Source organism: Nostoc sp. CALU 1950, from assembly GCF_051172895.1.
GTDB classification, from domain to species: Bacteria; Cyanobacteriota; Cyanobacteriia; order Cyanobacteriales; family Nostocaceae; genus Nostoc; species Nostoc edaphicum_A.
Genome location: NZ_JBDNJQ010000015.1, coordinates 1 through 21,939, shown reverse-complemented (window position 1 = coordinate 21,939; position 21,939 = coordinate 1). Strand labels below are relative to the sequence as shown.

Annotated in this window: 18 protein-coding genes and 1 tRNA gene; 10 read left to right on the top strand and 9 right to left on the bottom strand. The window is 40.5% G+C overall.

What is annotated here, in order from left to right:
- Positions 1-184: 184 nt before the first annotated feature.
- Genes ABF638_RS06930 through ABF638_RS06905 form a run of 6 tightly spaced genes read left to right on the top strand, consistent with a single transcriptional unit; the run spans position 185 to position 7,629 of the window.
- A complete protein-coding gene (locus tag ABF638_RS06930; protein WP_435021397.1) occupies positions 185-2,503 on the top strand; it encodes an ATP-binding cassette domain-containing protein in 2,319 nt (772 codons plus the stop codon).
- A 4-nt stretch (positions 2,504-2,507) separates the two neighbouring features.
- Entirely contained in the window at positions 2,508-3,719 is a 1,212-nt protein-coding gene (locus ABF638_RS06925; protein ID WP_435021395.1) for a glycosyltransferase family 4 protein, read from the top strand.
- Between the two features lie 21 nt (positions 3,720-3,740).
- Positions 3,741-4,700 (top strand): glycosyltransferase family 10 domain-containing protein, encoded by a 960-nt coding sequence (locus ABF638_RS06920; protein ID WP_435021393.1) that lies wholly within the window; start codon positions 3,741-3,743, stop codon positions 4,698-4,700.
- 3 nt (positions 4,701-4,703) lie between these two features.
- A complete protein-coding gene (locus ABF638_RS06915) occupies positions 4,704-5,684 on the top strand; it encodes an Npun_R2821/Npun_R2822 family protein (protein ID WP_435021391.1) in 981 nt (326 codons plus the stop codon).
- A 3-nt stretch (positions 5,685-5,687) separates the two neighbouring features.
- A complete protein-coding gene (locus ABF638_RS06910; RefSeq protein ID WP_435021389.1) occupies positions 5,688-6,578 on the top strand; it encodes an Npun_R2821/Npun_R2822 family protein in 891 nt (296 codons plus the stop codon).
- Between the two features lie 16 nt (positions 6,579-6,594).
- On the top strand, positions 6,595-7,629 hold the full coding sequence (locus tag ABF638_RS06905; RefSeq protein WP_435021387.1) for an Npun_R2821/Npun_R2822 family protein: 1,035 nt from the start codon (positions 6,595-6,597) through the stop codon (positions 7,627-7,629).
- Positions 7,630-7,803: 174 nt separating this feature from the next.
- Here ABF638_RS06905 and ABF638_RS06900 read toward each other — a convergent pair whose 3' ends face one another.
- From ABF638_RS06900 to ABF638_RS06885, 4 genes are all read right to left on the bottom strand, one after another.
- Complete coding sequence (locus tag ABF638_RS06900; RefSeq protein WP_435021385.1) at positions 7,804-8,688, bottom strand: hypothetical protein; 885 nt, start codon at positions 8,686-8,688, stop codon at positions 7,804-7,806.
- 342 nt (positions 8,689-9,030) lie between these two features.
- Positions 9,031-9,399 carry a hypothetical protein gene (locus ABF638_RS06895; RefSeq protein WP_435021383.1) on the bottom strand — a complete coding sequence of 123 codons (369 nt, stop codon included), beginning with the start codon at positions 9,397-9,399 and terminating at the stop codon, positions 9,031-9,033.
- A gap of 28 nt (positions 9,400-9,427) precedes the next feature.
- Positions 9,428-11,152 (bottom strand): ABC1 kinase family protein, encoded by a 1,725-nt coding sequence (locus ABF638_RS06890; RefSeq protein WP_435021381.1) that lies wholly within the window; start codon positions 11,150-11,152, stop codon positions 9,428-9,430.
- A 574-nt stretch (positions 11,153-11,726) separates the two neighbouring features.
- Positions 11,727-14,366: a M1 family aminopeptidase gene (locus ABF638_RS06885; RefSeq protein ID WP_435021379.1), complete on the bottom strand. Its 2,640-nt coding sequence runs from the start codon at positions 14,364-14,366 to the stop codon at positions 11,727-11,729.
- 552 nt (positions 14,367-14,918) lie between these two features.
- On the opposite strand from ABF638_RS06885, the gene ABF638_RS06880 reads away from it, so the two are divergent.
- The gene (locus ABF638_RS06880; protein ID WP_435021377.1) at positions 14,919-16,598 is read left to right on the top strand and encodes a DUF3352 domain-containing protein; all 1,680 of its coding nucleotides are present in this window, start codon (positions 14,919-14,921) and stop codon (positions 16,596-16,598) included.
- 103 nt (positions 16,599-16,701) lie between these two features.
- Here ABF638_RS06880 and mscL read toward each other — a convergent pair whose 3' ends face one another.
- Positions 16,702-17,136 carry a large conductance mechanosensitive channel protein MscL gene (mscL, locus tag ABF638_RS06875; RefSeq protein ID WP_435021375.1) on the bottom strand — a complete coding sequence of 145 codons (435 nt, stop codon included), beginning with the start codon at positions 17,134-17,136 and terminating at the stop codon, positions 16,702-16,704.
- Between the two features lie 130 nt (positions 17,137-17,266).
- On the opposite strand from mscL, the gene ABF638_RS06870 reads away from it, so the two are divergent.
- The 3 genes from ABF638_RS06870 to ABF638_RS06860 all read left to right on the top strand — a co-directional run bounded on the left by ABF638_RS06870 (position 17,267) and on the right by ABF638_RS06860 (position 19,488).
- Positions 17,267-18,187 (top strand): class I SAM-dependent methyltransferase, encoded by a 921-nt coding sequence (locus tag ABF638_RS06870; RefSeq protein WP_435021373.1) that lies wholly within the window; start codon positions 17,267-17,269, stop codon positions 18,185-18,187.
- The gene (locus ABF638_RS06865; RefSeq protein ID WP_435021371.1) at positions 18,180-19,148 is read left to right on the top strand and encodes a PrsW family intramembrane metalloprotease; all 969 of its coding nucleotides are present in this window, start codon (positions 18,180-18,182) and stop codon (positions 19,146-19,148) included. Before ABF638_RS06870 ends, ABF638_RS06865 begins: the two co-directional genes overlap by 8 nt.
- Positions 19,149-19,287: 139 nt before the next feature.
- Entirely contained in the window at positions 19,288-19,488 is a 201-nt protein-coding gene (locus ABF638_RS06860) for a hypothetical protein (RefSeq protein WP_435021369.1), read from the top strand.
- A 52-nt stretch (positions 19,489-19,540) separates the two neighbouring features.
- Here the strand turns inward: ABF638_RS06860 and ABF638_RS06855 are convergent.
- The 4 genes from ABF638_RS06855 to ABF638_RS06840 all read right to left on the bottom strand — a co-directional run bounded on the left by ABF638_RS06855 (position 19,541) and on the right by ABF638_RS06840 (position 21,532).
- Positions 19,541-19,612 (bottom strand) — tRNA-Asn (locus tag ABF638_RS06855).
- 144 nt (positions 19,613-19,756) lie between these two features.
- On the bottom strand, positions 19,757-20,308 hold the full coding sequence (locus tag ABF638_RS06850; RefSeq protein WP_069073619.1) for an NYN domain-containing protein: 552 nt from the start codon (positions 20,306-20,308) through the stop codon (positions 19,757-19,759).
- A gap of 260 nt (positions 20,309-20,568) precedes the next feature.
- Positions 20,569-21,246: an ABC transporter ATP-binding protein gene (locus ABF638_RS06845; protein WP_181928406.1), complete on the bottom strand. Its 678-nt coding sequence runs from the start codon at positions 21,244-21,246 to the stop codon at positions 20,569-20,571.
- Positions 21,247-21,259: 13 nt separating this feature from the next.
- Positions 21,260-21,532, bottom strand: a complete 273-nt coding sequence (locus tag ABF638_RS06840; protein WP_012410874.1) for a hypothetical protein — start codon at positions 21,530-21,532, stop codon at positions 21,260-21,262.
- Between the last annotated feature and the right edge of the window lie 407 nt (positions 21,533-21,939).

Sequence of the window (21,939 nt, the reverse complement as noted above, 5' to 3'; positions counted from 1 at the left end):
GAAAAAGAGATTTTCATTCCCTCATTGTGCCAAAGTATTTCTGGAGTTGGTATAGCGATATAACTATATATTAATGGAGTTGAGACATGAAGATTATTTAGTTTAGTTTATTTGATGATTAGCTTTATTTGGCAAGTATTTTGTGAATTAATATTAATAATTGAAGGTAATATAAAAATATCCAATGTCTACCAGAAAACTACTACTAAGATTCGCTAAACCCTATCCAGGTTTGATTCTGCTGACAATATTATTAGGATTTTCTGGAGCTTTATTTAACGGGATCAGCACAGCTTTAATTGTGCCAGTGGTTTTAAAAATTGTGGGGCAAGAAGTAGATTTAAGTACGGCCCCTCCCATCCTAAAAACGATGATATCTCCCTTTGATAATACTCCAGAACCTTACCGGATAGGAGTAATGGCTGGGGCAATTATCTTCACAATTATTTTAAAGAATTTAGCTACTTATGCCAGCGCTTTATCATCTAGTTCTTTAACCAGAAAGCTGACATCAGATATGCGCGAAACCGGGTTAAGACTATTATTAGAAATTGATATAGATTATTACGCAAAAATGAAGGTTGGTGATTTAATCAACCGTCTTGGTGGAGAAATTGGCCGGGCTGCAAGTGCTATCGGTAGTACAGTCAGGATAGTTGTTCTGGGAATCACAATTTTAGTTTTTGTTGGTTTATTGCTGTCAATTTCTTGGCAGTTGACAATTGCTGCTACGTTTTTGCTGTCGTTGGTGACGTTAGTAAATCAGTATGCTATTTCCCGGTCTAGAAATTTTGGTAAGCAGCTTAGTGAGATGTCTAAGGCATACTCCATCTCTGTACTAGAAACCCTGAACGGAATTCGGCTAGTAAAGTCGACGGGAAATGAAGAAAAAGAATATCGACGGATTAAAAAATTAATTCGCGATCGCGAGTTAGCAGATTTTCAATCTCAGGTTAATTCGGAAGCGATTACACCTCTGAGTGAGGTGATGGGTATTACAGCTTTACTGCTGATTGTAATTTTGAGCAAAACCTTTTTTGCTGACCAGGTTTCTTCTCTTTCTACCGTACTCCTGACATATTTATTAGTGCTGCTGCGAGTGCTGCCATTGATTTCTCAGTTAAATACTATTCGCAGCAACTTTGCCAGTACTGCCGCCAGTGTGGATGTGACCAATGAGTTTTTAAGCCTGCATGATAAGCCATTCATGGACAAAGGTAAGCTGCCCTATACAAAATTAAAAGAGGGAGTTTCTTTTAATTCTCTTTGCTTTGCCTACCCTGGTCATGAAAAGTTGGTACTCAAAGATGTGAGTTTATATTTACCACGTGGCACGACCTTAGCATTAGTAGGTGGTTCTGGTGCTGGTAAATCCACTTTGGCAGACCTTTTACCCAGATTCTATGACCCGATCGCTGGCAGCATTACCATTGACGGCACTGATTTGCGGGAGTTTGATCTTGTATCCCTGCGAAAGCGGATGGGAATCGTCAGTCAAGATACCTTTCTTTTCAATGACTCGGTACAGAATAACATCGCATACGGGCGATCAGAGGCTACTGAGGATGAAATTATTACAGCAGCCAAGCGGGCAAATGCTTATGAGTTTATTAGTAAATTGCCTCAAGGATTTGACACCCTAATTGGCGATCGCGGCGTCATGTTATCTGGTGGACAAAGGCAAAGATTAGCGATCGCCCGCGCCCTCGTCCAAAATCCCGAAATTCTGATTTTAGATGAAGCCACCAGCGCTTTAGATACGGTTTCCGAACGTTTAGTACAAGCTGCACTCGATGATTTGAGTCGCGATCGCACCACCCTAGTAATTGCTCACCGCCTTTCCACCGTCCAAAAAGCCGATCAAATTGCCGTTTTAGATCAAGGACAGGTGGTAGAGGTGGGAACCCATGAAGAACTTTTAAAAAAAGGTGCTTACTACTCACGCCTTTATTCAATGCAATTTAGCGATCGCCCTAATAAAAACTTGATTCAGACACAAATCCTCAAGGCAATGCGCCTAAACTCCAAAAAATTTGCTGAATATCCGGAAGCTGCTAAACACAATCAAAGCTGGCTTCGCATCTCTCATGAAATTCGGACGCAGATGAACTCAATGATTGGGTTACTGCGCTTATTACTTGATGATCTGGTAGACAATTCTCAAGAACGGCAAGAATTAATTGAAGACTCTTACAAATCAGCTTGGAGAATTCTCAACACCATTGATGTTTTTGACGATGTTATTAACTTGCAAAAAAAAGGACAATTAATCTCGATCTCTGAGCAAAATCTAGATGTCATAAGTACCTATTATGAAGCATTTAATCATATCTCTATTGAGTTCCGGACTTCTCTTAACCTCATCCTTAGCTCTCTTCGTTCTCTCGCTGATAATTTGATATCTAGCACAGAAGAACAAAATGAATTAATTACAGAAAGTTATGAATATTCGATAAAACTGCTAGATAATTTAGAAAACTTTGAGAATAGTATTAATATTTAAATTTATGAAAAATACTGCTTTAAAAAAACACTACATTTTTTTTATTGGTGAAGAGTTGCCACAGCCAGAGGCTCACTTAGTGCAGTCTACAAATGCAGCTAACGCCGCCGCTAACTTGGGATACTCAACAGTTTTGGTATATCCTGACAAAGGAGCAAAAGCCTTTAATCTAGCTAATTTAGCTCATCCTTTTCAACCGAGACAAACACCAATAGAACTTGTTAAATATTACAACCTTCATGACAAGTTAAAAGTTGCTCCCTTACCCATGCCTTGGCCGATTGATCGTTTTCGGAGCAAGTTTACTGACTCTAACACCATTGCCAGCAAATATTATTTGCCATTTCACATACTTCCAACTATTAAACTTGTCCACAGTCGCAACTGGAATTTTGTAAAAGCTGCCATCAGAAATGGCGTTCCTGCAATTTACGAACACCACCACCATGAAGACAAGCCATTTGAACCAGAAATTGTCAACAATCCGCTGTTACAAATTGCTGTCAGCGTTGTAGAAACTGTCCGCGAAAGCATGATTAAAAATGGGATGCCACCAGAGAAAGTGATTAAGTTACATAATGGGTTTAATCGCTTATTTATGGAGAGACAACCGGAAAAAGCAGCAGAATGGCGTCAAAAACTATTGCGAGATGAAAGCCAACAATTGGTGGTTTATGCGGGAGCACTACAGCAATTTAAAGGTATTGATGTACTAATTGATGTAGCTAAAGAAATGCCTAATGTGCAATTTGCCTGTGCCGGTGGTAAGCCCACAGAAGTTGAATATTATCAACAATTAGTCAAAGAAAAACAGATTCATAATATTAAATTTTTGGGCTATGTCTTGCATAATGAGTTAGCATCTTTGCTACAAGCAGCCGATGTTTTAGCTCATCCTCATTGTTCGGGAAAAGCGGCAACTTTCACATCTCCCTTAAAGCTGTTTGACTACTTCGCATCTGGAACTCCCATTGTCTCGACAGAAATTCCATCATTAGTTGAGTTTCAAGATACTCAAGCGATCGCAGCTTGGTGTGAACCAGATAACCCCAGCAAATTTGCCGAAAGTCTAAAGCGGGTTTTAGAAACTCATCCCAGGAAAGTAGAGGGTTATCCAGATAGCATCGAGTTTGTCAAGCAGTTTTCTTGGGAAAATCGAGCGGCAAAAATCCTTAGTTATGTTGATGAATCTCTACTGCCTCAAATTATTGTGTAAGAAAAATAACTAATAACTAAAATGACTATGAAAACTGTAGGTATGATTAGCAGCTATCGAGGTTTAGAAACTAGAGCCGATTGGCTATGGCAACAAACCCCGAATCAATTTGGAGTTTGGGGCAATATACAAATGCAGGCACTAGCAGAAAAACCAGATTTTCTGCTGATGTATCAATTTGATTTTCCCCAAGCATCGCCACACAAATCTTGGTTAGATAATTTTCGCAAAAAGCAGCAAAAACCAGTAGTCAATGTTAATTCTCTACTGCGCGGTGTGAGTAAAGAGCGGATTATTTATTTACTAAGGGAACCGCCTTTAGATGAAATTGTCGAAATCACTAATCATAATTACCAACACGCCCAGAAATATTCTGGCTACATTTCTGGGCCCGATGATTTTGCTCCCATCCCTGACTATATGCCTGCTATTTGGTATCACTCAAATTCATTTCAAGATTTAAATGAAATGCCACCGCCCCAAAAGGTTGCACCGTGTAGTTGGATTACTTCAGGAATTAGCCGTACAGTTAATCATCGCCAGCGTTTAGACTTTTTGCAGTCTCTACAATCTAGTGGGATAAAATTTGATTTGTATGGGCGTAACTTACCAGGATGGGCTAACAAGTCGGGAGAACTAGGTAACAAATGGTATGGCATGGCGCCATACTATTACAATCTGGCAATTGAAAATTATGCTGATAATAATTGGTATGTGAGTGAGAAACTTTGGGATAGTTTGCTTGCTTGGTGTTTACCAATTTACTATGGTGGCCCGGCTGCTGATAAATTATTGCCACCGGGTAGTTTTTTGCGGTTGCCCAGTTTAGATGAAAAAGGCATTGCCTATATCAAAGAAGTCACAGCTACACCTGATGCTTGGTATGCTGCCAAAGATGCGATCGCAGAAGCACGTCAAATTATCTTACACAAATTAAACCTACTTAACTGGTTGTCAAACTTTGTTGATCAACACTCATAAATTATGAATGGTATTTGTACCCTTGGCAATGATTATGTTTTCGATCAATTGGTGGCTTTGCTTAACAGTATTGATGTTATCTTAGGCCCAGAAACTCCTGTTTGTATCTATCCTTTCGATGATCAAACACAGCGAATTACTGACGAAATAGCTAAACGCCCTAATGTGTTTCTTTACGATGATCTAGAATCAATCAACCGCTGGGATCAGTTTATGCTGACAGCAGCACCAGAACGATTAAATCGCAGTAAATCCCGTCTTTATGGCGCTCACCGTCGTTTTTGCGCTTTTGATGGGCCATTCGATAAGTTTATCTATTTAGATGCAGACACTTTGGTGATGAACTCACTAGCGACAGTGTTTGAAAAGCTAGATAGTTATGATTTTGTTGTCTACGATTTTCAATTTAAAGACGTTAGTAAAATATATAATGTTAATTCTCCCAAATTACGAGAAGTTTTCGAGCAAAAACGCATTGATTCCGAAATATTTTGTTCAGGCTTCTATGGCGCAAAGCGGGGAATATTTAACTCAGAACAAAGAGATTTGCTGATATCCCATTTACAAAATGGTGAGGCGGAACTTTTGTATGAAGGTGCTGGCGAACAACCATTGATAAACTACATGGTAATGAGGTCTAATCTTTCTATTTATAACTTTGCTCGTCAACTGCCAGATAATCAAAAAACAGGATGTTCTGCCACATCTAAGCACTTTGAGGAACGGGAACATCTTCTTTATGACAAAGGTAATCGACTAACTTATCTTCATTACATTGGTATTCCTCCTAATATCAATCAAGCAGTTTGTGCTGGAGAGAATATTGAGTTTCCTTATCGAGATTTATTTCTTTACTATCGTTACCTACACGAACCAGAAAAGCGCCCAGTATTTACAAATCCTCCTAAGAATTATAATGACGCTCCAGTAGCAAATTTATTTACAAGAGCTTTGCGAAAATTTAAGTTAATTAACCAAGGATAATTTATGAGTAGGGGAATTTATATAGTTGCCAATGACCGGGTTATCGATAATGCGATCGCTTTACTCAATAGCATTCGTTACTATGACCCAGAAGTAATCATTTATCTCATACCTTTTAATGACAATTATCACAAAGTAGCAGAGCAGGTTGCTACCTTACACAATGTCAAAATTTTCCCAGATTTAGAACTTATTGATAAATTTACCAAACGCATCGGAGAAATTTTTGATAGAGATTTTCTCGCCTTACCCAACAAAATGCGTAAGCTAGTAGCGTGGTTTGGCCCTTTAGATGAGTTTATTTATATTGATACGGATATTGTCGTTTTTGAAAAAATCGCCGACAATTTAGACAAACTTTCAGAAGTTGATTTCTTCTGTTGTGACTACCATCATGCCAATGACAAACTACGAAATATTTTTTCACCATTGGTAAAAGAGCAGCAAATTTTTTCTGATGTCCAACTTCAAGACGTTTTCAACAGTGGTTTTTGGGCTTCCAGAAAAGGAATTATTACCGAACAACAAATGGATGAAACTTTGCGCGAGTGTGCAGCGCATCGCCAATATTTCGATTTTTCTGAAGGAGTTACAGACCAACCAGTTTTAAATTATCTTGTGCTTAAGCTGATTGCCAAACGTGGAAATCTCGTCAAAATTCCTGGGGGTGGGCCTGGTAGTTGGGCAGGTTCACAAAATTTTCAACAGCAAGATTACGCCCTTTATGACCGAGGACAACGATTAAAATATCTCCACTGGGCTGGTACGCGGATGAAAACTGGTAGTCCTTATTGGCAATTGTGGGAACACTATCGCTATCTCCATGAGGGGAAATTCGCTTTTATCCCCAAACTGACTCGCCGTTTATTTCCTTTTGTTGTTGCCCGTACTTAATATTAGGAGTATCCCAATGATTGATGGTATTTACATCCTAGCGAATGATGTTGTCTATGACCAATTAGTTGCGTTGCTCAACAGTATAGAAGCTAATGCTGGCAGGAAAATTCCTATTTGTATACTTCCATATAATGAGCGATTAGACAAGGTAAAAGCAGAGATTGCATCTAGAGATAATGTCACCTTATTTGAAGATTCTGATTCCATAGCTTACTGGGATAATTTTGCTACTCAGATATGGAAAAATTACCCCAGAGCACAAAAAACTTGGCGAGAGTGGGGCTTTCCAGAACTCTATGAGCTACCAATGCACCGCAAATTTTGTGCTATCGATGGCCCATTTGATAGATTTATTTATTTTGATGCAGATACCTTGTTAATGGGGCCTATAGATTATGTATATGAAAAATTAGATAACTACGATTGGGTAGTCAATGATTTTCAGTATAAGTCTGATTTAAAATTTATTTTTGATGGTTCACCAGAGCAGATACAACAAATTTTCAACTCAGAGAACTTGCAGTCTAAAGTATTTTGTGCTGGTTGGTTTGCCACTAAGAAAAATATTTTTTCTCCAGCGATGAGAGCCGATATACTTGACAAATTAGCAGCAGGTGAAGCTGATGTCATGGCTTTCTTAGCGCCTGACCAATCTTTATTTAACTATATGGTGTTGAAAAGTGGCGTTTCCTATTATAATTTTGCTTTTCATGACTGCGAACAGGCAACTGGTAATCACTGGGGTTCTCAATTTAATGTGGTAGATAATATCCTCTACGACCAAGGGCGGAGGTTGACATATTTACATTATATGAGTATATCTTCTTCAAATTTTGTGAGGCTTTGTGGGGGTGAAGATGTTGATATTCCTTACCGCGATGTTTTCTTATATTATCGCTATTTAAAATCACCTGAAAAACGTCCTCAAAGCTTTACACGCCCAAGCCAGATAATGCTTCTGCAAAAGTCTACTAGTAGTTTTATTCAGCAAAGAATCAACAATATTAAGCTAAACTATCGCAATTTTAAGGATAGAATTACTAGATAAAATCAATAAATTACCAAGGCTATATCCGTTAAACTGTTAGGGTTTGTTATGCCGCTCTCTTACGCACCATCCCAAATTTTCGGTGCGTTATAACTAATGTTCATAACGCACGCTGTCTTGCCTTAGTTTTTCCACATAATGTGAAAAATCACAACAGATTGTGTATCAAGGACTTTATCTGTAATAAAAATTAAAATTACTCAAGGTTGCAAGTCTTAGACGCAATGAACGATAGTAATAGCCGATAGTTCTATCTAGTCTAAGTGCCACCTTTTTCACAATTGAACGCTTGGGGTATTCAATTGCATCATGGTGTTGAAAATATATCAAGCTTTCTTCTGGATTTGCTTGACCTTTTTTAATTTTTTCTCGTTCTACCCAATCTTTAAAATAAACAATATCCTCCATAGCATCCCATCTAACTGATAATCCTGCTTTAGCGGCAGCTAATCCTATGGCATAACCAATAGCACAAGTAAAACCGTTTAACTCACAATATAATGCAATAGTTTCCCAATGTTTGATAAATTCGATTTCACGTCCATCTTGCCTTGTAACTGCAAATAAAACTTCCATCACAAACTGGGTATTATTATCTTCTAAATTCAAGTCCAGTTTATGTGCTATCTTGTTAACAATTTGCAAGTCTCTAGTTCTTTTGGGTTTGTGCAAATCATTTACTGAGCTAATGTAAACTTTATTATGTTTGACAATACTGGTACAACTTCTTGCTGTAACTCCCGGAAGATATTTTAGATTTGGTGCTACCTTATCCAATATTCGCATATCTACATCAACAAAAATACAGGTATTAAATAGTGATAATGCTTGGGCAATAACAAACCTTTTATCGTGGTAACAACCAATGCTTTGTTGTTGATGTGGAAAAGCTAAAACATGAGAATAATTACTAAATTCCTGTGGCTTATCTGTTAGGATTACAAAGTTGCTTCCAGGTGAATGTTTTGCAATATCTTCAGCTAATAGTAAAGCATGAGAGCGATATCTTTCACCTAATGCTAAGGTGCAAAAGCAGAATTCTTTTGATTCTTGACTCATAGTTACATCAAACTCCTTTGGAAAAGATAAAAATAAAAGTTTTCACGAAGAACTAGTACAAAGCTGGGTATTTCTGACTGTCCTTTTAGCAGAGATACTACAGTCTATGTACGTAATTCTAACGTGATTCAATATTGAAATTTGTGAAATTTGAGTAAAAAAACAGTATTAACCGCTAGTAAATTATTTTCTGGGGGTAAAGATTTACAGAAAGCCCATCCCTAGAAGGCGCCATCTTGTAGCAATGAATAATTACTCGAAATCCCACAGCTTCAAGCTCTGGGATGAGTTAAGTTGATTTGAATATTCGTAGAGAGAGTTTTCTACATCTCAGAAAAAGAATCAAGAATCTAAGTCTAGAGATTGCATTCCTTCGCGTTCGATAAAGGTGAGCATACTTCCCAACTGCAACCACACTAATAAACAAGTCAACAAACTAATTGGTAGACCGACTCCTAGAGCCAAGGAAGAGGGAAAGCCAAATATTTCTAAGCCTGAAGACAGAAATAAACACGTACCGCCAGTTATGCCGGTAAATGGTACAAGTAATTGTTTCAGTGAGGAACGTGGTTTAGTATTTTCTGTGCGCTCGCTCGGCCATTTCTGCACAATTACTTTCAAAGTGCCAGATAATGCCAAACCAGATGTTAATGCTGTCAAAAAGCCAACAAGTAAGAGGAAATAGGGTGGTTGTAGAGGAAAATAGTACATTAAAATTCCTGATTTATATTAAAGGTTTTTAGTTTTTACTTGCTGACTGGTTTCCAGTAAAAGGCGCAAGGAATGTAGATTTTGGGAGAATAGCCGCCGCGCCTTCTCTGGATAACTCTGTTAAAATACCGATCGCTACATTTAATAAACGATCCGGTTTTAAGTCATCTTTAACCAGGTTCCACAGGCGTTGGACATCTTCGGTGTGGAGGCGGTCATCTTCGGTGAGAGCAAGCACTAGTTGTCGCCGCAGAAACTTCCCTTCTTCCGAGATTAAATATTGGAAGCCCATCTGGGCTGTGGGCAATACATCAAAGTTGCTATCGGTACGAGCGATCGCAATCAAATTCTCTAACCGCTGCCACTGAAATTTACCATCTTTGAACAACACATTCAATAATCGTCGGCGTAACTCCGGCGATTCGCCCGTCAGCAACCGCCGTGCTATGTAGGGATAACCCACTTCAACAATTTTGAAATCCGGGTTGAGGCTCAGGGCAATACCTTCCTGAGTAACAAGGGAACGAATAATCAAAGCAAACTTTGCCGGGACTCGGAAAGGATACTCATACATCAGTTCCGAGAATTCATCGGTAATAGTTTTGAAGTTAAAATCCTTGACATTTTTGCCAATAGCGTTTCCTAGCACTGCTTCTAATGCTGGCACGATCGGGCAAATATTCGTGTCTGGAGTCAAAAACCCTAGTTTTACAAAGTCTTCGGCTAAGTCGGTGTAGTCTTTATTCACCAAATGCACTAGCGCATCTACCAAAGTTTCTTTAGTACTTTCCTCCAACTGATCCATCATGCCGAAATCAATGTAAGCCATACGACCATCGGACACAGCAAACAAATTGCCGGGATGAGGGTCAGCATGGAAAAAGCCGTGTTCTAAAAGCTGTTGCAATCCTGATGTAACGCCAATTTGGATAATCGCTTCTGGATCTAAACCTGCTTCGCGGATGCGTTGAGTGTCCGTCAGCTTGAAGCCGTTAATCCATTCCAGGGTTAAAACGTGGGTGTTGGTGTAACGCCAGTAAATACCTGGAACTTTTACTTGTGGGTCGTTGTGGAAATTGCTGGCAAACTTCTCGGCGTTGCGGCCTTCATTAATATAGTCAATTTCTTCAAATAACTTCGTGCCAAACTCGTCCACAATTAAAGTTAGATCGTGACCGAGATTTAAAGGCAACCAAGGAGCTAGCCAACCTGCTGCCCAACGCATCAGATATAGGTCGCGGGTGATTACCGGGTGTAAGTTCGGGCGTTGCACCTTGACGGCGACTTCTTCGCCGCTGACCAGACGACCCCGGTATACTTGACCCAAGCTAGCAGCCGCTACTGGGCTAGGTGACAGTTCGCTAAAACTTTCGTGAATTGGACGGCCTAACTCAGTTTCGATAATCTGGTAAGCGATCGCATTATCGAAAGGTGGTAACTGGTCTTGTAACTTGATCAGTTCTTCTAAAAAATCTTTGCGTATCAGGTCAGGCCTAGTAGAGAGGGCTTGACCAACTTTAATAAAAGTCGGGCCGAGGCGGGTGAGCAGTTCTCGCAACTGGATAGCTCGTTTACCCTTGTTCTGCTCAACTTTATCTTGCCATTCGTCCCACTTCAGACTGAATATAAATCCTGCAAATGAGGAGATAATTCTCAGCAGTCGCCCCCAGGCTAGCCAAGGACGGTAACTATAGTAGCGAGCGATCGCATCTGGATTATAGAGTTTTAGTTGAGCAGGTTGATACTGACCCACGCCTTTTTTTGCCTCTTCAACTGAAAAATTTACAATGTTTTTTTCCTGACCCACAAGTTAGTTGCAAGTTCAAGATAGCTAGTAGTCTTTTATCTAAAACAACTAGAACCTTACCCTTCAGGGATAGTGTTCGAGGCGATTTTAGCTTATTGCCACTGCCTAGATATGTTTATCTTTTTCTTAATTATACTTTATAAAACTACAACTACTTTTCCAAGTTTTGGATGATTTTATCTTTTCTTAACTTTACTTTATATAAATATAAATATTTACCTATACAAGATCCCCGACTTCTCACGGAAGCCGGGGATCTTGGTGTTATCTTTATTTATACCCTGCGATTTAAGTGAAAAATAAAAGATTCTATGTATCGACAAAGAAATTACACTGTCAACTAAAACCTTGCTAATTGGTATAGCAATCCCATCTGATCTATGAGAATTTACGAATAGAAAAATCCTAATTTTGCAAGCATTACAGACTTTATTCTTTCTCACATATCATTTAGGACTACTATAGTGATTTTGTCACAATTACTAATTACCAATTAGCTACTTTTAATTATCATGTAGTGCTATTTAGATTTGGCCTCCAAGTTTTCTAAACGGCTTCTCAATTCCTGGTTTTGTTGTTTTAGTTGGTCGAAATCTTCACGCAATTGGCGCAGGGTTTTTTCTGAACCAATATTCTTTTGCACCTTCGAAATTTCTTCCTCAGCATAGCGACGCACACGCCCATCAGCTGTTTGATCAGTTAGCGATCGCAAAATACTCACTGCTTTGGGTGTTTCCATTTGTCCTAATGCTGCGGCTACGGCTATTTGGGTTAAAAAGAAGGTTTCTTTGGCTAGTTCTGCTAATTTTTCTAAAATCCGTTCCAAATTAGCCGGACTTTGACCGACAGAAATCTTGCCCAAAGCGCGAATTGTGGCTAGACGTAGAGGTTGTGGTATACCAAGTTTGGTGTATTCGATGAGCAGATTTAAAGCTGTTTCCGAAGTTTTGAATTCAGCTAAACCGGCAACTGCACCACTCCGCACGATTTCATTCCAACCCGCCTTCTCTTCTAAAACGGATTTCAGCAGCTTTAATACCTTGTCTTCTTTGGGTTTTTCTTCCAAGTTTGCCGATGCGATCGCCCCAATTACACGAGAAGCTGCTGCCTCCACATAGTAGCTAGGATCACCTTTTTGTAATACCCCTCTCACAATTTTATAGCTTTCAGCTGTTTTGATTTGAGCAAGTGCTTCCACTACAGATCGTCGCACGTAAGCATTTTTATCTTTTAAAGCAGGAACTAAGCCATCAAAGGCTTGATCTAAGTTGATTTTGGCCAGTTGTTTCGCCACTTCCACGCGCACACCCCACAATGGGTCATTTTTTAGCGAAGCAGAAAGCGCAATAGTAGCTTCTAACCCGCCTTTTTTCGCCAAAGCTGTTGCTGCATAAATACGTGAAATCGGGTCAGGATCAAATTCTAACTGTGCTTTTAACTCTGATATTGGATACTCCAAAGCTACTGTTTTTAGGTAATTATTTCCAACATCAAAGCTGATAAATTGGGGCTTATTTTCTAGGGGAAAGTAGAAGCTTTGTTCACGTTCATTCACCCGCACAGTGAAAGTTTTGAGTTGTGGGTTAGGAGTTATGAGTTTGGAATTATTTTTAACTCCTAATTCCTCACTCCTCACTTCGTCTTGCGTATAGCCAAAACCAATAGGTATTTTTAAATCAAACAAATCCTTGCTGCTATTTTTACCTTCAGCAGCTTGGGTTTGAGTTACTGTAATTTTTGCTAACTTAGCATCCCCATCCCAAGAATAAGCCACTTTAAAATCGGGATGACCACCACGATAAACATATTGGTCAAAGAGGAACAAAAGATTACGTCCGGTAGCTTTTTCAATCGCCCTGAGTAAGTCAACTGTTTCTACGGTTTTGTGAGCATTATCCTGGATAAATGTTTGGATAGCCTGCCAAAATAATTCATCTCCCAATTGGGCCCGAATCATATGATAAACACAAGACCCTTTTTCGTAGATGTGGCGATCGTAAAGTTCAATAGCTTCTCGGTAAACGTGCGTTACCATCGGTCGGCGATAACGGCTACTATCTTCACTTAAGTAACGACGAGCTTCCAATAAACGATAGTAAGCTGCTTCTTCTGGACTATATTCCTCTTCTGTCCACATCACCTCAGAGTAAGAAGCCATCCCTTCTTTAATCCAAGCATGAGACCAATGCTTAATCACCACCAAATCACCAAACCACTGGTGCGCGAGTTCGTGGACGACTAAACTTTCGGTGTTGCGATTATCTAAGGCGGCGCGTTCATCCAGCAAACATCTATCTGTTAACAGAGTTGTGGAGGTGTTTTCCATGCCGCCAAAGATGAAGTCATCGACGCAAACTTGGGCGTATTTCGGAAAAGGGTATGGATAACCATATTTTTGGCTCAAAAATTCGATCATCCGGGGAGTTTTGTCCATGCTGCGTTTAGCATCTTCCTCCCGTCCCTTTTCTACGTAGTAGGTGACTGGTTTTCCCTTCCACTCATCCCGAATTTCAGCAAAATCGCCTACTGCTAAGGCCATTAAGTAGGTAGGATGAACTTGTTGCTGTGACCAATGGTAAATTTTGTAATCACCATCTTCTGTAGTGTCAATCAATTCGCCGTTGGAAATAGCCACAAGAGGGTTGGGGACACGGACGCGAATTTCCGAAGTAGATAGTTGTCCTGGATAGTCGAAGCAGGGGAACCAAAAGCGAGAGTCTTCGTCTTCTCCCTGAGTCCAAACTTGCGTAGGCTTGTTTGGGTAATGCTTGTCTGGTTGAATAAAATAAATACCGCGTTGCGGTTTTGCCACCGAATAGGCGATCGCAATTAGCAAGCGTTTACCAATTTGAGTCGCCTCAGAAAGTTGAATGGAAAGCTGTTCCCCGTCGTAGTCAAAACTTTGTGGCACCTCGTCCACCTGCACAGACTCGATATTCAGGTTTACAGCATCCAAAGTCAAACGATCAATGCCATTACGGATTGGTAAGAGGCGAATGCTACAACTGCCTTGATAGCTTTGCTTGGGAATATCCAAGCTGAGATCGAGAAAAATATGCTCTACCTGTCCGGGGCGATCGGGGTTGTACTGTGGTCTTGCTCCCGGTAACTCAAAAGGTTTGTGTCCGTTATTATCTGTATCAAAATAAGACTTCGACATTGATCCTTACTGACCTTGTAATCCTGAAAAGTCTGGCTTGGCTGGATATTGTTAGGCAAAATAGCGGTGTGTGTATTTCCCAAATTAACAGGGCATTATAGAGGTGATAACTCACCTTTGGGATTGGGGGATTGAAATTAATCTCACCCGAATTTCCAAAGTCCGGCTGTCGAACCTTGGACTTTTTTCCATATCCCTACCGCATTTACTTTTCCTGATGTTTTGCACTTTTTTGTCACTGAGTCAAGAGTCTCTTGCACCTCGATAGATTCTCATTAAGTACAAATACTCCTAATTCTTCTTATAACTTAGGATAGCTTGCTGCTGTTGATCAGGCTATTTTTTTTGAGATGAACAGCATATCATTTGCGGATTTGCTCATCATCCCTTTGAAGTATTTTTGAGAGTTAATTATTAGACTGCTAACTTATAGGACTACTAATTTTATCAGTAAATACCGATCAATGAGCGGAAATTATTAATAAATCCGAAAACTCTACAATGACACTTGTATAAATCTCGGTGACAATCTGAGCAAAAGAGGATAATAAAATGCCTGAAAGTAAATCAAAGTTTCTCATTCCTGCTATTGGTGCTGCTGTAGTTGTTGTAGCAGGAAGTATAGCTACTTATACGTATTTTAAAGGCCCATCAGGAAGTAGTTCAGACGCTTTAGGTAGTGCTAAAGTAGTACCTTCAACAGCATTGATGGCAACTTATATTACTACTGATACTGAAGCTTGGGCAAAATTACAGCAGTTTGGCACTCCAGAAGCACAAAAGTTAGTGGCAAAAAATCTGGAAAATTTCAATAAGCAAATATTCAGTGACGGTAACGTTTCTTATGAAAAAGACATAAAGCCTTGGGCTGGTGGTGTCATGATTGCTGTACTACCACCAAACCCTGTGAAACCTGCACAGTTCAACGTCCCCTCTGGGGCACCTAATCTACCAACAAATTTACAGCAGGAACAGAATATCCTCATAGTGGTGGGAATCAAAGACAAGCTGAGTGCCTTGAATTTTGCTAACAAATTGAAGTCACAAAAAGGGGTGAAATTTCAGGAATCTGACTATCAAGGTCAAAAAATTGTCGAAACTACAGAAAATGGCAAGCCTACTTATAGCGTAGTTTTAAATAATAGTCACTTAGTATTAGCGCCTGAAAAACAAGCTGTAGAAAAGGCAATTGACACCTTTAAGGGACAGTCTTCTTTTGCCAGTAAAGAAGGTGCAAGCAACATTCTTAAAGGAGTGGATGTCAAAAACAGCCTTGCTCAAATTTATGTACCAGACTATGCAGGGATGGTACAGCAATTAGCAGCCGGAAATCCGCAGGTAAAGCAGTTACCTCCACAAACCTTGACACAACTGAAGCAGATAAAATCTGTGGTGGCGGGTGTTGGTGTCGATGATGAAGGAGTGCGGGTAAAAGCGATCGCTAATTTAGATCCGCAACTAAATAAATTTCAGTATCAATCAAGTCCTGGGAATATAGTCGGGAAATTTCCCACTGATACCTTTGCTTTGGTTAGCGGAAATGGCATCAGCCGTGGCTGGGAAGCACTAGTAGAACAGTCAAAAGATTATCCAGAAATGAAGCAAGGTCTTGAACAGGTACGAGGACAACTGAAATTTGTCAATATAGACCTGGATAAGGATATTTTTGGCTGGATGAATGGGGAATTTGCCTTTGGTGCGATTCCATCAAATCAAGGAGTGTTAGCAAGTGTTGGTTTTGGGGGTGCTTTAGTATTTGATACTAGCGATCGCAAAACTGCCGAAGCCACCTTAACAAAATTGGATACCCTCGCCAAAACCCAACAAATTAACGTAGCTAACAGAAATATTGGTGGTAAAGACGTAACTGAGTGGCAAATCCCCCGACAAGGAGCTTTATTGGCACATGGTTGGCTGGATCAAGATACCGTATTTGTAGCTGTTGGTGGCCCAGTTGCTGACGCAGTTGCCGATGGCAAGAATCCATCTCTCGACAATAGTGACGCTTTCAAAGCCGTTACTGCTTCTTTGCAAAAGCCCAACGGTGGTTATTTTTACCTAGATATGGATAAAACTAAAACTGTACCCCTGATTAATAGTTTTATCTCGTCTAACCCCGATACCATCACCATCCTGAGTTCAGTTCGTGGTATTGGTTTTACCTCTACTAGCCCTGATAAATCTACTAGTGAATTGGAGATGTTGTTAGCTCTCAAGCCTACTGCAAAGTAGGGCATTGGGCATTGGGCATTGAAAATAAACAGAGGGGCACAAAGCTTGGAGCAGAGGAGAAAGAAGTAGTTTTTTATTCTCACCCTTGCCCCTTGCCCCCTGCTCACAAAACTTGATTATTCCGAGCTTCTAATGTCTGGTTGAGCCTATCTAAAGCACCAGTCAGTCTTTCCTGAGATGCAAGCTTAGGATCTGATAATGGAGATTGAATAGGAACATCCTCTTGTCTCTTGAGTTTTTGCAAAGCGCGAATTGCTACAAATAAGATGAAAGCAATGATTAAAAAGTCAAGTATTGCGCCGAGAAACTGACCAATCGCAATCCCTGGGCCGATAGTGATTGTTCTCCAGTCTTTACCAGTCACACTAATTAAGGGGTTAATCAATGGCATAATCACATCCTCAACAAAGGCGGTGATAACCCGACCAAAAGCAGTACCGATGATGACTGCGATCGCTAAGTCAACTACACTGCCTTTGAGGGCAAATTCTTGAAAATCTCTTAAAAAGCCACTTGCACTTCTTCTTGCTCTTGCCATACTTGAGACTCAATAAGTTAGTTGTAGTCTTTTTTTATATGACATTCGCCTTTTTGCACTCTCTGTTGAGATAGATTTTGTCCAACAACTATGTCATAAGTAAAAAAGGCTGTTAAATGCAAATTGATTTATGACTGCTGCTGTAAACACTAATCCTGGTTTCGCTTCCCGCTTGGTAAATGGCATATTGGCAATCCAGCCTTTAGCTAACCTAGCCAAGCATCAAGCTAGACAAATGATGATTAAACGTGCCGAGAGAATTGGTGTACCTTGGACGCAAGAAGTCGAAACACTACAGGCGCGTGATTGGAAAGCTGATCTAGCTCAAGTAGAAAATCCTCAGCTTTCCTACCCAGAATACTACTTACGGCCATTCCATGCCTACGAAGGTGGAGACCTTAGTTGGAAAGCCGCTTGGGAGCTAGAAGTTGCTGCTCGTACTGTCCATGCCGGAATTTGGCAGGATGCTGGAGCGCAAGGAGATGCTAAACTACGCCAAAGTTATCACGATATTCTCAAAGTTAAAATCCCCAATCAACCACAAGACATCCTAGATTTGGCTTGCGGTGTGGGTCTGAGTACTTTTACCATGCAAGAAATTTATCCCAATGCCAAAATCACAGGCTTGGACTTATCTCCCTACTTCTTAGCTGTTGCTCATTACCGCGCCCAACAACGCCAAGCTAAAATAAACTGGCTTCATGCCCAAGCTGAATCTACTGGGCTACCTGATGCCTCTTTTGATTTAGTTTCGATTTTCCTGATGTGCCACGAATTACCCCAGTCAGCAACCCGACAGATTTTCGCTGAAATGCGGCGTGTGTTACGTCCGGGTGGCTACTTGGCAATCATGGATATGAATCCTAAATCTGAAGTTTACAAGAAAATGCCAGCCTACATTTTGACTTTGCTCAAAAGTACTGAACCGTATTTAGACGAATATTTTGCTTTAGACATTGAGCAAGCTATTGTTGAGGCGGGTTTCCAAACTCCTACTATCACCAACAATACCCACCGTCACCGCACAGTGATTGCTCAGGTGAGTGGTTGATTTATCTCTAGTATTGTGGGCAGCAATACCACCCTTGCTGCTATTAGGCTACTACTACTATCGGATACCATTTGCCCCGCCTCTGTTGAGATTGCTGATGTTCTTTATCATCGGGGCAATATGTGGTATTTTAGCCCTTAGCCTAGAATGGATTTTTGAAATTGTAGCTAACAGGTTTGTAGACTGGCATCAGATTAAGGGATCACTTCCTGGTACAGCCTTGCGGCAGCTTGTGGAAATAGGCCCAATTGAAGAAGGCTGCAAGTTGGCTGCGGTTGTTGTACCAACCTACTATCTGCAACGCAAGTATCGATTACTTCCCTCTACTGTTTTCCTCTTTACCATAGCTGTTGCCCTTGGATTCACTGCCGAAGAGAACTGGATTTACCTTTTTCACGGTACAGCATCAATTCCTGACAGGATCATTGGTACGCCAGTCCACGCGATGTTCTCTGCACCTTGGGGATACGCATTAGGAATCTATATTTCCTCCCACACTCGCTTAAATCGAGACAAGAAGTTCATTTTTCGGGCTTGGCTAAATTCTGTAATCTGTCATGCCCTAGTGAATGTTCTATCTATTGCTTGGGGTTACTCATTACCCGTACGTTTCCTGAGTTATGGTTTATTTCCATTTCTGTTGTGGATGTTTTGGCGACTGGAACAATTACTGCGAAAAGTGCAAGGTAAACCTATAATTACCCTAATTTCAGACCGTACAATCCAACGCCGTTACTGGCAGAGGAGTTTAGTGCTTTTTGCCCTTGTGCTGGGTGGAAATGCTATTTTTGGTCTGTTTCTCTTAGTCAGGAAAATTACTCCTTTGAGTCCGTCAAAGCTTTTTGACACTTATATTTTGTGGTTTATATTTAGTCGGTTTTTACTAAATCTCTTTTTTGGAGTTTTAGCTTGGGGCATTTATCGCTATTTGCGACATTCCGCCCGTCGTCGGTATTTTTAAAATATGATTTAGGAAAAGGCTAGTACCGCAAGGCGGAATTAAAAATTAAAAATTAAAAATTAAAAATGAAGACAGCGTAAGGGTTTTGTTGATTGGGAATGGGTGGTTTATTTCCGCCGTGCTGTACTAGGGGGTTTCTGTGCAAACAACTCCAGTGGGTTGGATGACTGCTGACCTACAGCTATTTTGTGGCGATTCTCATTCCAAGACACTTCGTGAACACAGAAATCGCTATGAGATTATTGATCGAGAACTATTTGTGACCTTGAATACCAAGTTTAGGAAAAGCACCAAAAGAGCCATGATTCAGAAACGTCACAGCCGAGTCAAACAGCAGTGACGTTTCTGATGTATAATCTAGAACCGAAAATTTAAAATCCAAAATTTATAAACTCCCCAGGCCGGATTCGAACCAGCGACCAATCGATTAACAGTCGATCGCTCTACCACTGAGCTACTGAGGACCACTCACGATTTATAATCTTAGGGCTAAAAATAGTATTTGGCAAGTACTTTCGCCAATATTTTTTTTAGATGCTTAATTTAGATAACTTTTGCAGCCAAAATCCATTCAGGAACTTAAGCAGAGACTCTTAAATACTAAATATTCACTGTAATCCCATTCGTAATTCAGCCAGACGCTGCCGCGCTTTAGCATCAATGGCATTAGCTAAAAACCTACTCTTAGATTGTTTGCGCGTATGATACTTTTGTCGCATCCGGCAGACCGTAGCTTCCACTTCACCACAGAGTTGTTGTGCCGACAACCATTCAGCCCCATACCCTTGTATCATCAACTGCTGTGCCCGATCTGATGTAGCAACAATTACACGAGAAATCAAAGATTGAGCTATTTGCTGGCGAAAAGAAGCGCAGGATTTTTCAATATAAGTATCTGCTGTTTGCCCAAAATCAGTGTAATAAACAGATAAAAGCTCAGTAATAATTTCTTTATTACTAGAGGTGTTCTGATATTGGGCATCAAAAACTATCTGAGTTGTGTAACCTTGAAACGCACTATAACCGGTCATTGCTTCCACAAGTTCGCCCCGTGCGGCCTCTAATCCAACACTATCACGCGTTTTTTTAAGGCAAGGCCAAGCGCCTATTATATTGTAGCCGTCCACTAACAAAACGGCTTGGAGTAAGGAACGGGGCATGGTTTTTAATCACAATTTTCTAGAGTTAACAAAATTCATTCATAAGTTTTATAATAATTGATGCATTGTCTGTAACACTATGCTACACAGAATAAAAAATACGGCAGCCTCACAAAACTCAAACCTCAGACAGACGCACAAACTTAAAACGCGCCTTTGTTTAAAAGGCGCGTTACAGTTCTTTTTTAGTAGTATTCAGGAGTGCTAAGTACAATGAATTTTACTTACTCAGCACTCGTTACTCAGCACTTAGCACTCAATTAAGAGGCTTCGCTGTGTACCTCCATCAGACGTTGTTTGAGGCGTTGAGCTTCACCTCTATCCACCAGAGAGCCTTTTTCTAGCAAAAAAGCGCCGTCACAGTAATTTAACTCATCTAATCGATGTGTCACCCACAGGGCTGTAATACCTCGACTTTTGACAAGGCGGCGAACACCAGCAACTAAATCCAACTGGCTATCTGGATCTAGTAAGGCAGTGGGTTCATCTAATAATAAGACTTCACAACGGCGGGCGATCGCACCTGCGATCGCTACTCGCTGTTTCTGTCCTCCAGAGAGTGCATAGATAGGGCGTCGTTGGAGGGTAAGCAAATTTACCGCCCCTAGCGCCTCCTCAACCCTGGCTCTGGTAGCAGCAGGTGGCAACTTTTCTTCCACCAATCCAAAAGCCACATCAGCACCAACAGTTGGCATCACTAGTTGATGATCTGGATTTTGGAAAACAAAGCCAACGGGGTGCAAAACCCGAATTTCGCCAGATTCAGGAGCTAATAACCCCGCCAGCAGTTTCAGTAACGTAGATTTTCCGCTGCCATTTGTACCCAAGAGCATCCAAAACTCACCCTTGGGTACTTCTAAAGAGCAAGATTTGATAACTTTCTCTCCATTAGGCCAACTGAAATTTAAATCCTTGACCTCAATGCCCACTTGAGCCATTTGTCAACCTTGGTTACTCAGCAGCTACAGCGAAAAAGCCTGGTGGTCTTCCACCACCAGGGGTTGTACCATCTTTCTGAACAATCTGCACCCCAGAAATTTCACTAGCGCGGACAGCAATTTTTTTCTCTGTCTTGCCCTCGCACTTGAGTTCTACAATGTCAGGGTTCCCAGAACGGATTGCTGCCAAAATTAGCTGATAGACAGCCTCAGCATCCTCTGCTGACTTACGTTGCACTGAGATCGGGAAAGCAGTGTTTCTGATGCTTAAATCGATGGTAAACATTTAGCAAATAATCAAATTTAACTGTGGACTCATTTTAGCGTCAGCTGACTGATTCTAGGGAAATGGGCATTGGGGATTGGGATTAGGGGAGAGGTAAGAGGTGATAGGGAATAATCTGTTACCTGTTACCTATTCCCTTCTTGTCTTCCCACCTCAATCTCAATCAAAAATTAATTTTTATGACAAAAGCACTAGAAAAATTAGCGATTTACACCTAATATGATTAAAGGTGTGTAAAAAATTGTAAACTTGGTTAACAACCTGGTTAACTTTCTGCATATAGAAGGCTTTTATTTAGCCATCTATAATACAGATACAACCTGTACTTATAAACATTTGGAGATTTGCTCTCATGACCATCGCAGTTGGACGCGCCCCCAGTAGAGGGTGGTTTGACGTTCTAGACG

Bases quoted from the DNA above. Each gene is read 5' to 3' on its own strand.
- mscL (WP_435021375.1), bottom strand. From the start codon at position 17,136: ATGGCAAGAGCAAGAAGAAGTGCAAGTGGCTTTTTAAGAGATTTTCAA.
- ABF638_RS06915 (WP_435021391.1), top strand. From the start codon at position 4,704: ATGAATGGTATTTGTACCCTTGGCAATGATTATGTTTTCGATCAATTG.
- ABF638_RS06845 (WP_181928406.1), bottom strand. From the start codon at position 21,246: ATGGCTCAAGTGGGCATTGAGGTCAAGGATTTAAATTTCAGTTGGCCT.
- ABF638_RS06870 (WP_435021373.1), top strand. From the start codon at position 17,267: ATGACTGCTGCTGTAAACACTAATCCTGGTTTCGCTTCCCGCTTGGTA.
- ABF638_RS06920 (WP_435021393.1), top strand. From the start codon at position 3,741: ATGACTATGAAAACTGTAGGTATGATTAGCAGCTATCGAGGTTTAGAA.
- ABF638_RS06905 (WP_435021387.1), top strand. From the start codon at position 6,595: ATGATTGATGGTATTTACATCCTAGCGAATGATGTTGTCTATGACCAA.
- ABF638_RS06880 (WP_435021377.1), top strand. From the start codon at position 14,919: ATGCCTGAAAGTAAATCAAAGTTTCTCATTCCTGCTATTGGTGCTGCT.
- ABF638_RS06930 (WP_435021397.1), top strand. From the start codon at position 185: ATGTCTACCAGAAAACTACTACTAAGATTCGCTAAACCCTATCCAGGT.
- ABF638_RS06885 (WP_435021379.1), bottom strand. From the start codon at position 14,366: ATGTCGAAGTCTTATTTTGATACAGATAATAACGGACACAAACCTTTT.
- ABF638_RS06840 (WP_012410874.1), bottom strand. From the start codon at position 21,532: ATGTTTACCATCGATTTAAGCATCAGAAACACTGCTTTCCCGATCTCA.
- ABF638_RS06910 (WP_435021389.1), top strand. From the start codon at position 5,688: ATGAGTAGGGGAATTTATATAGTTGCCAATGACCGGGTTATCGATAAT.
- ABF638_RS06895 (WP_435021383.1), bottom strand. From the start codon at position 9,399: ATGTACTATTTTCCTCTACAACCACCCTATTTCCTCTTACTTGTTGGC.
- ABF638_RS06925 (WP_435021395.1), top strand. From the start codon at position 2,508: ATGAAAAATACTGCTTTAAAAAAACACTACATTTTTTTTATTGGTGAA.
- ABF638_RS06900 (WP_435021385.1), bottom strand. From the start codon at position 8,688: ATGAGTCAAGAATCAAAAGAATTCTGCTTTTGCACCTTAGCATTAGGT.
- ABF638_RS06850 (WP_069073619.1), bottom strand. From the start codon at position 20,308: ATGCCCCGTTCCTTACTCCAAGCCGTTTTGTTAGTGGACGGCTACAAT.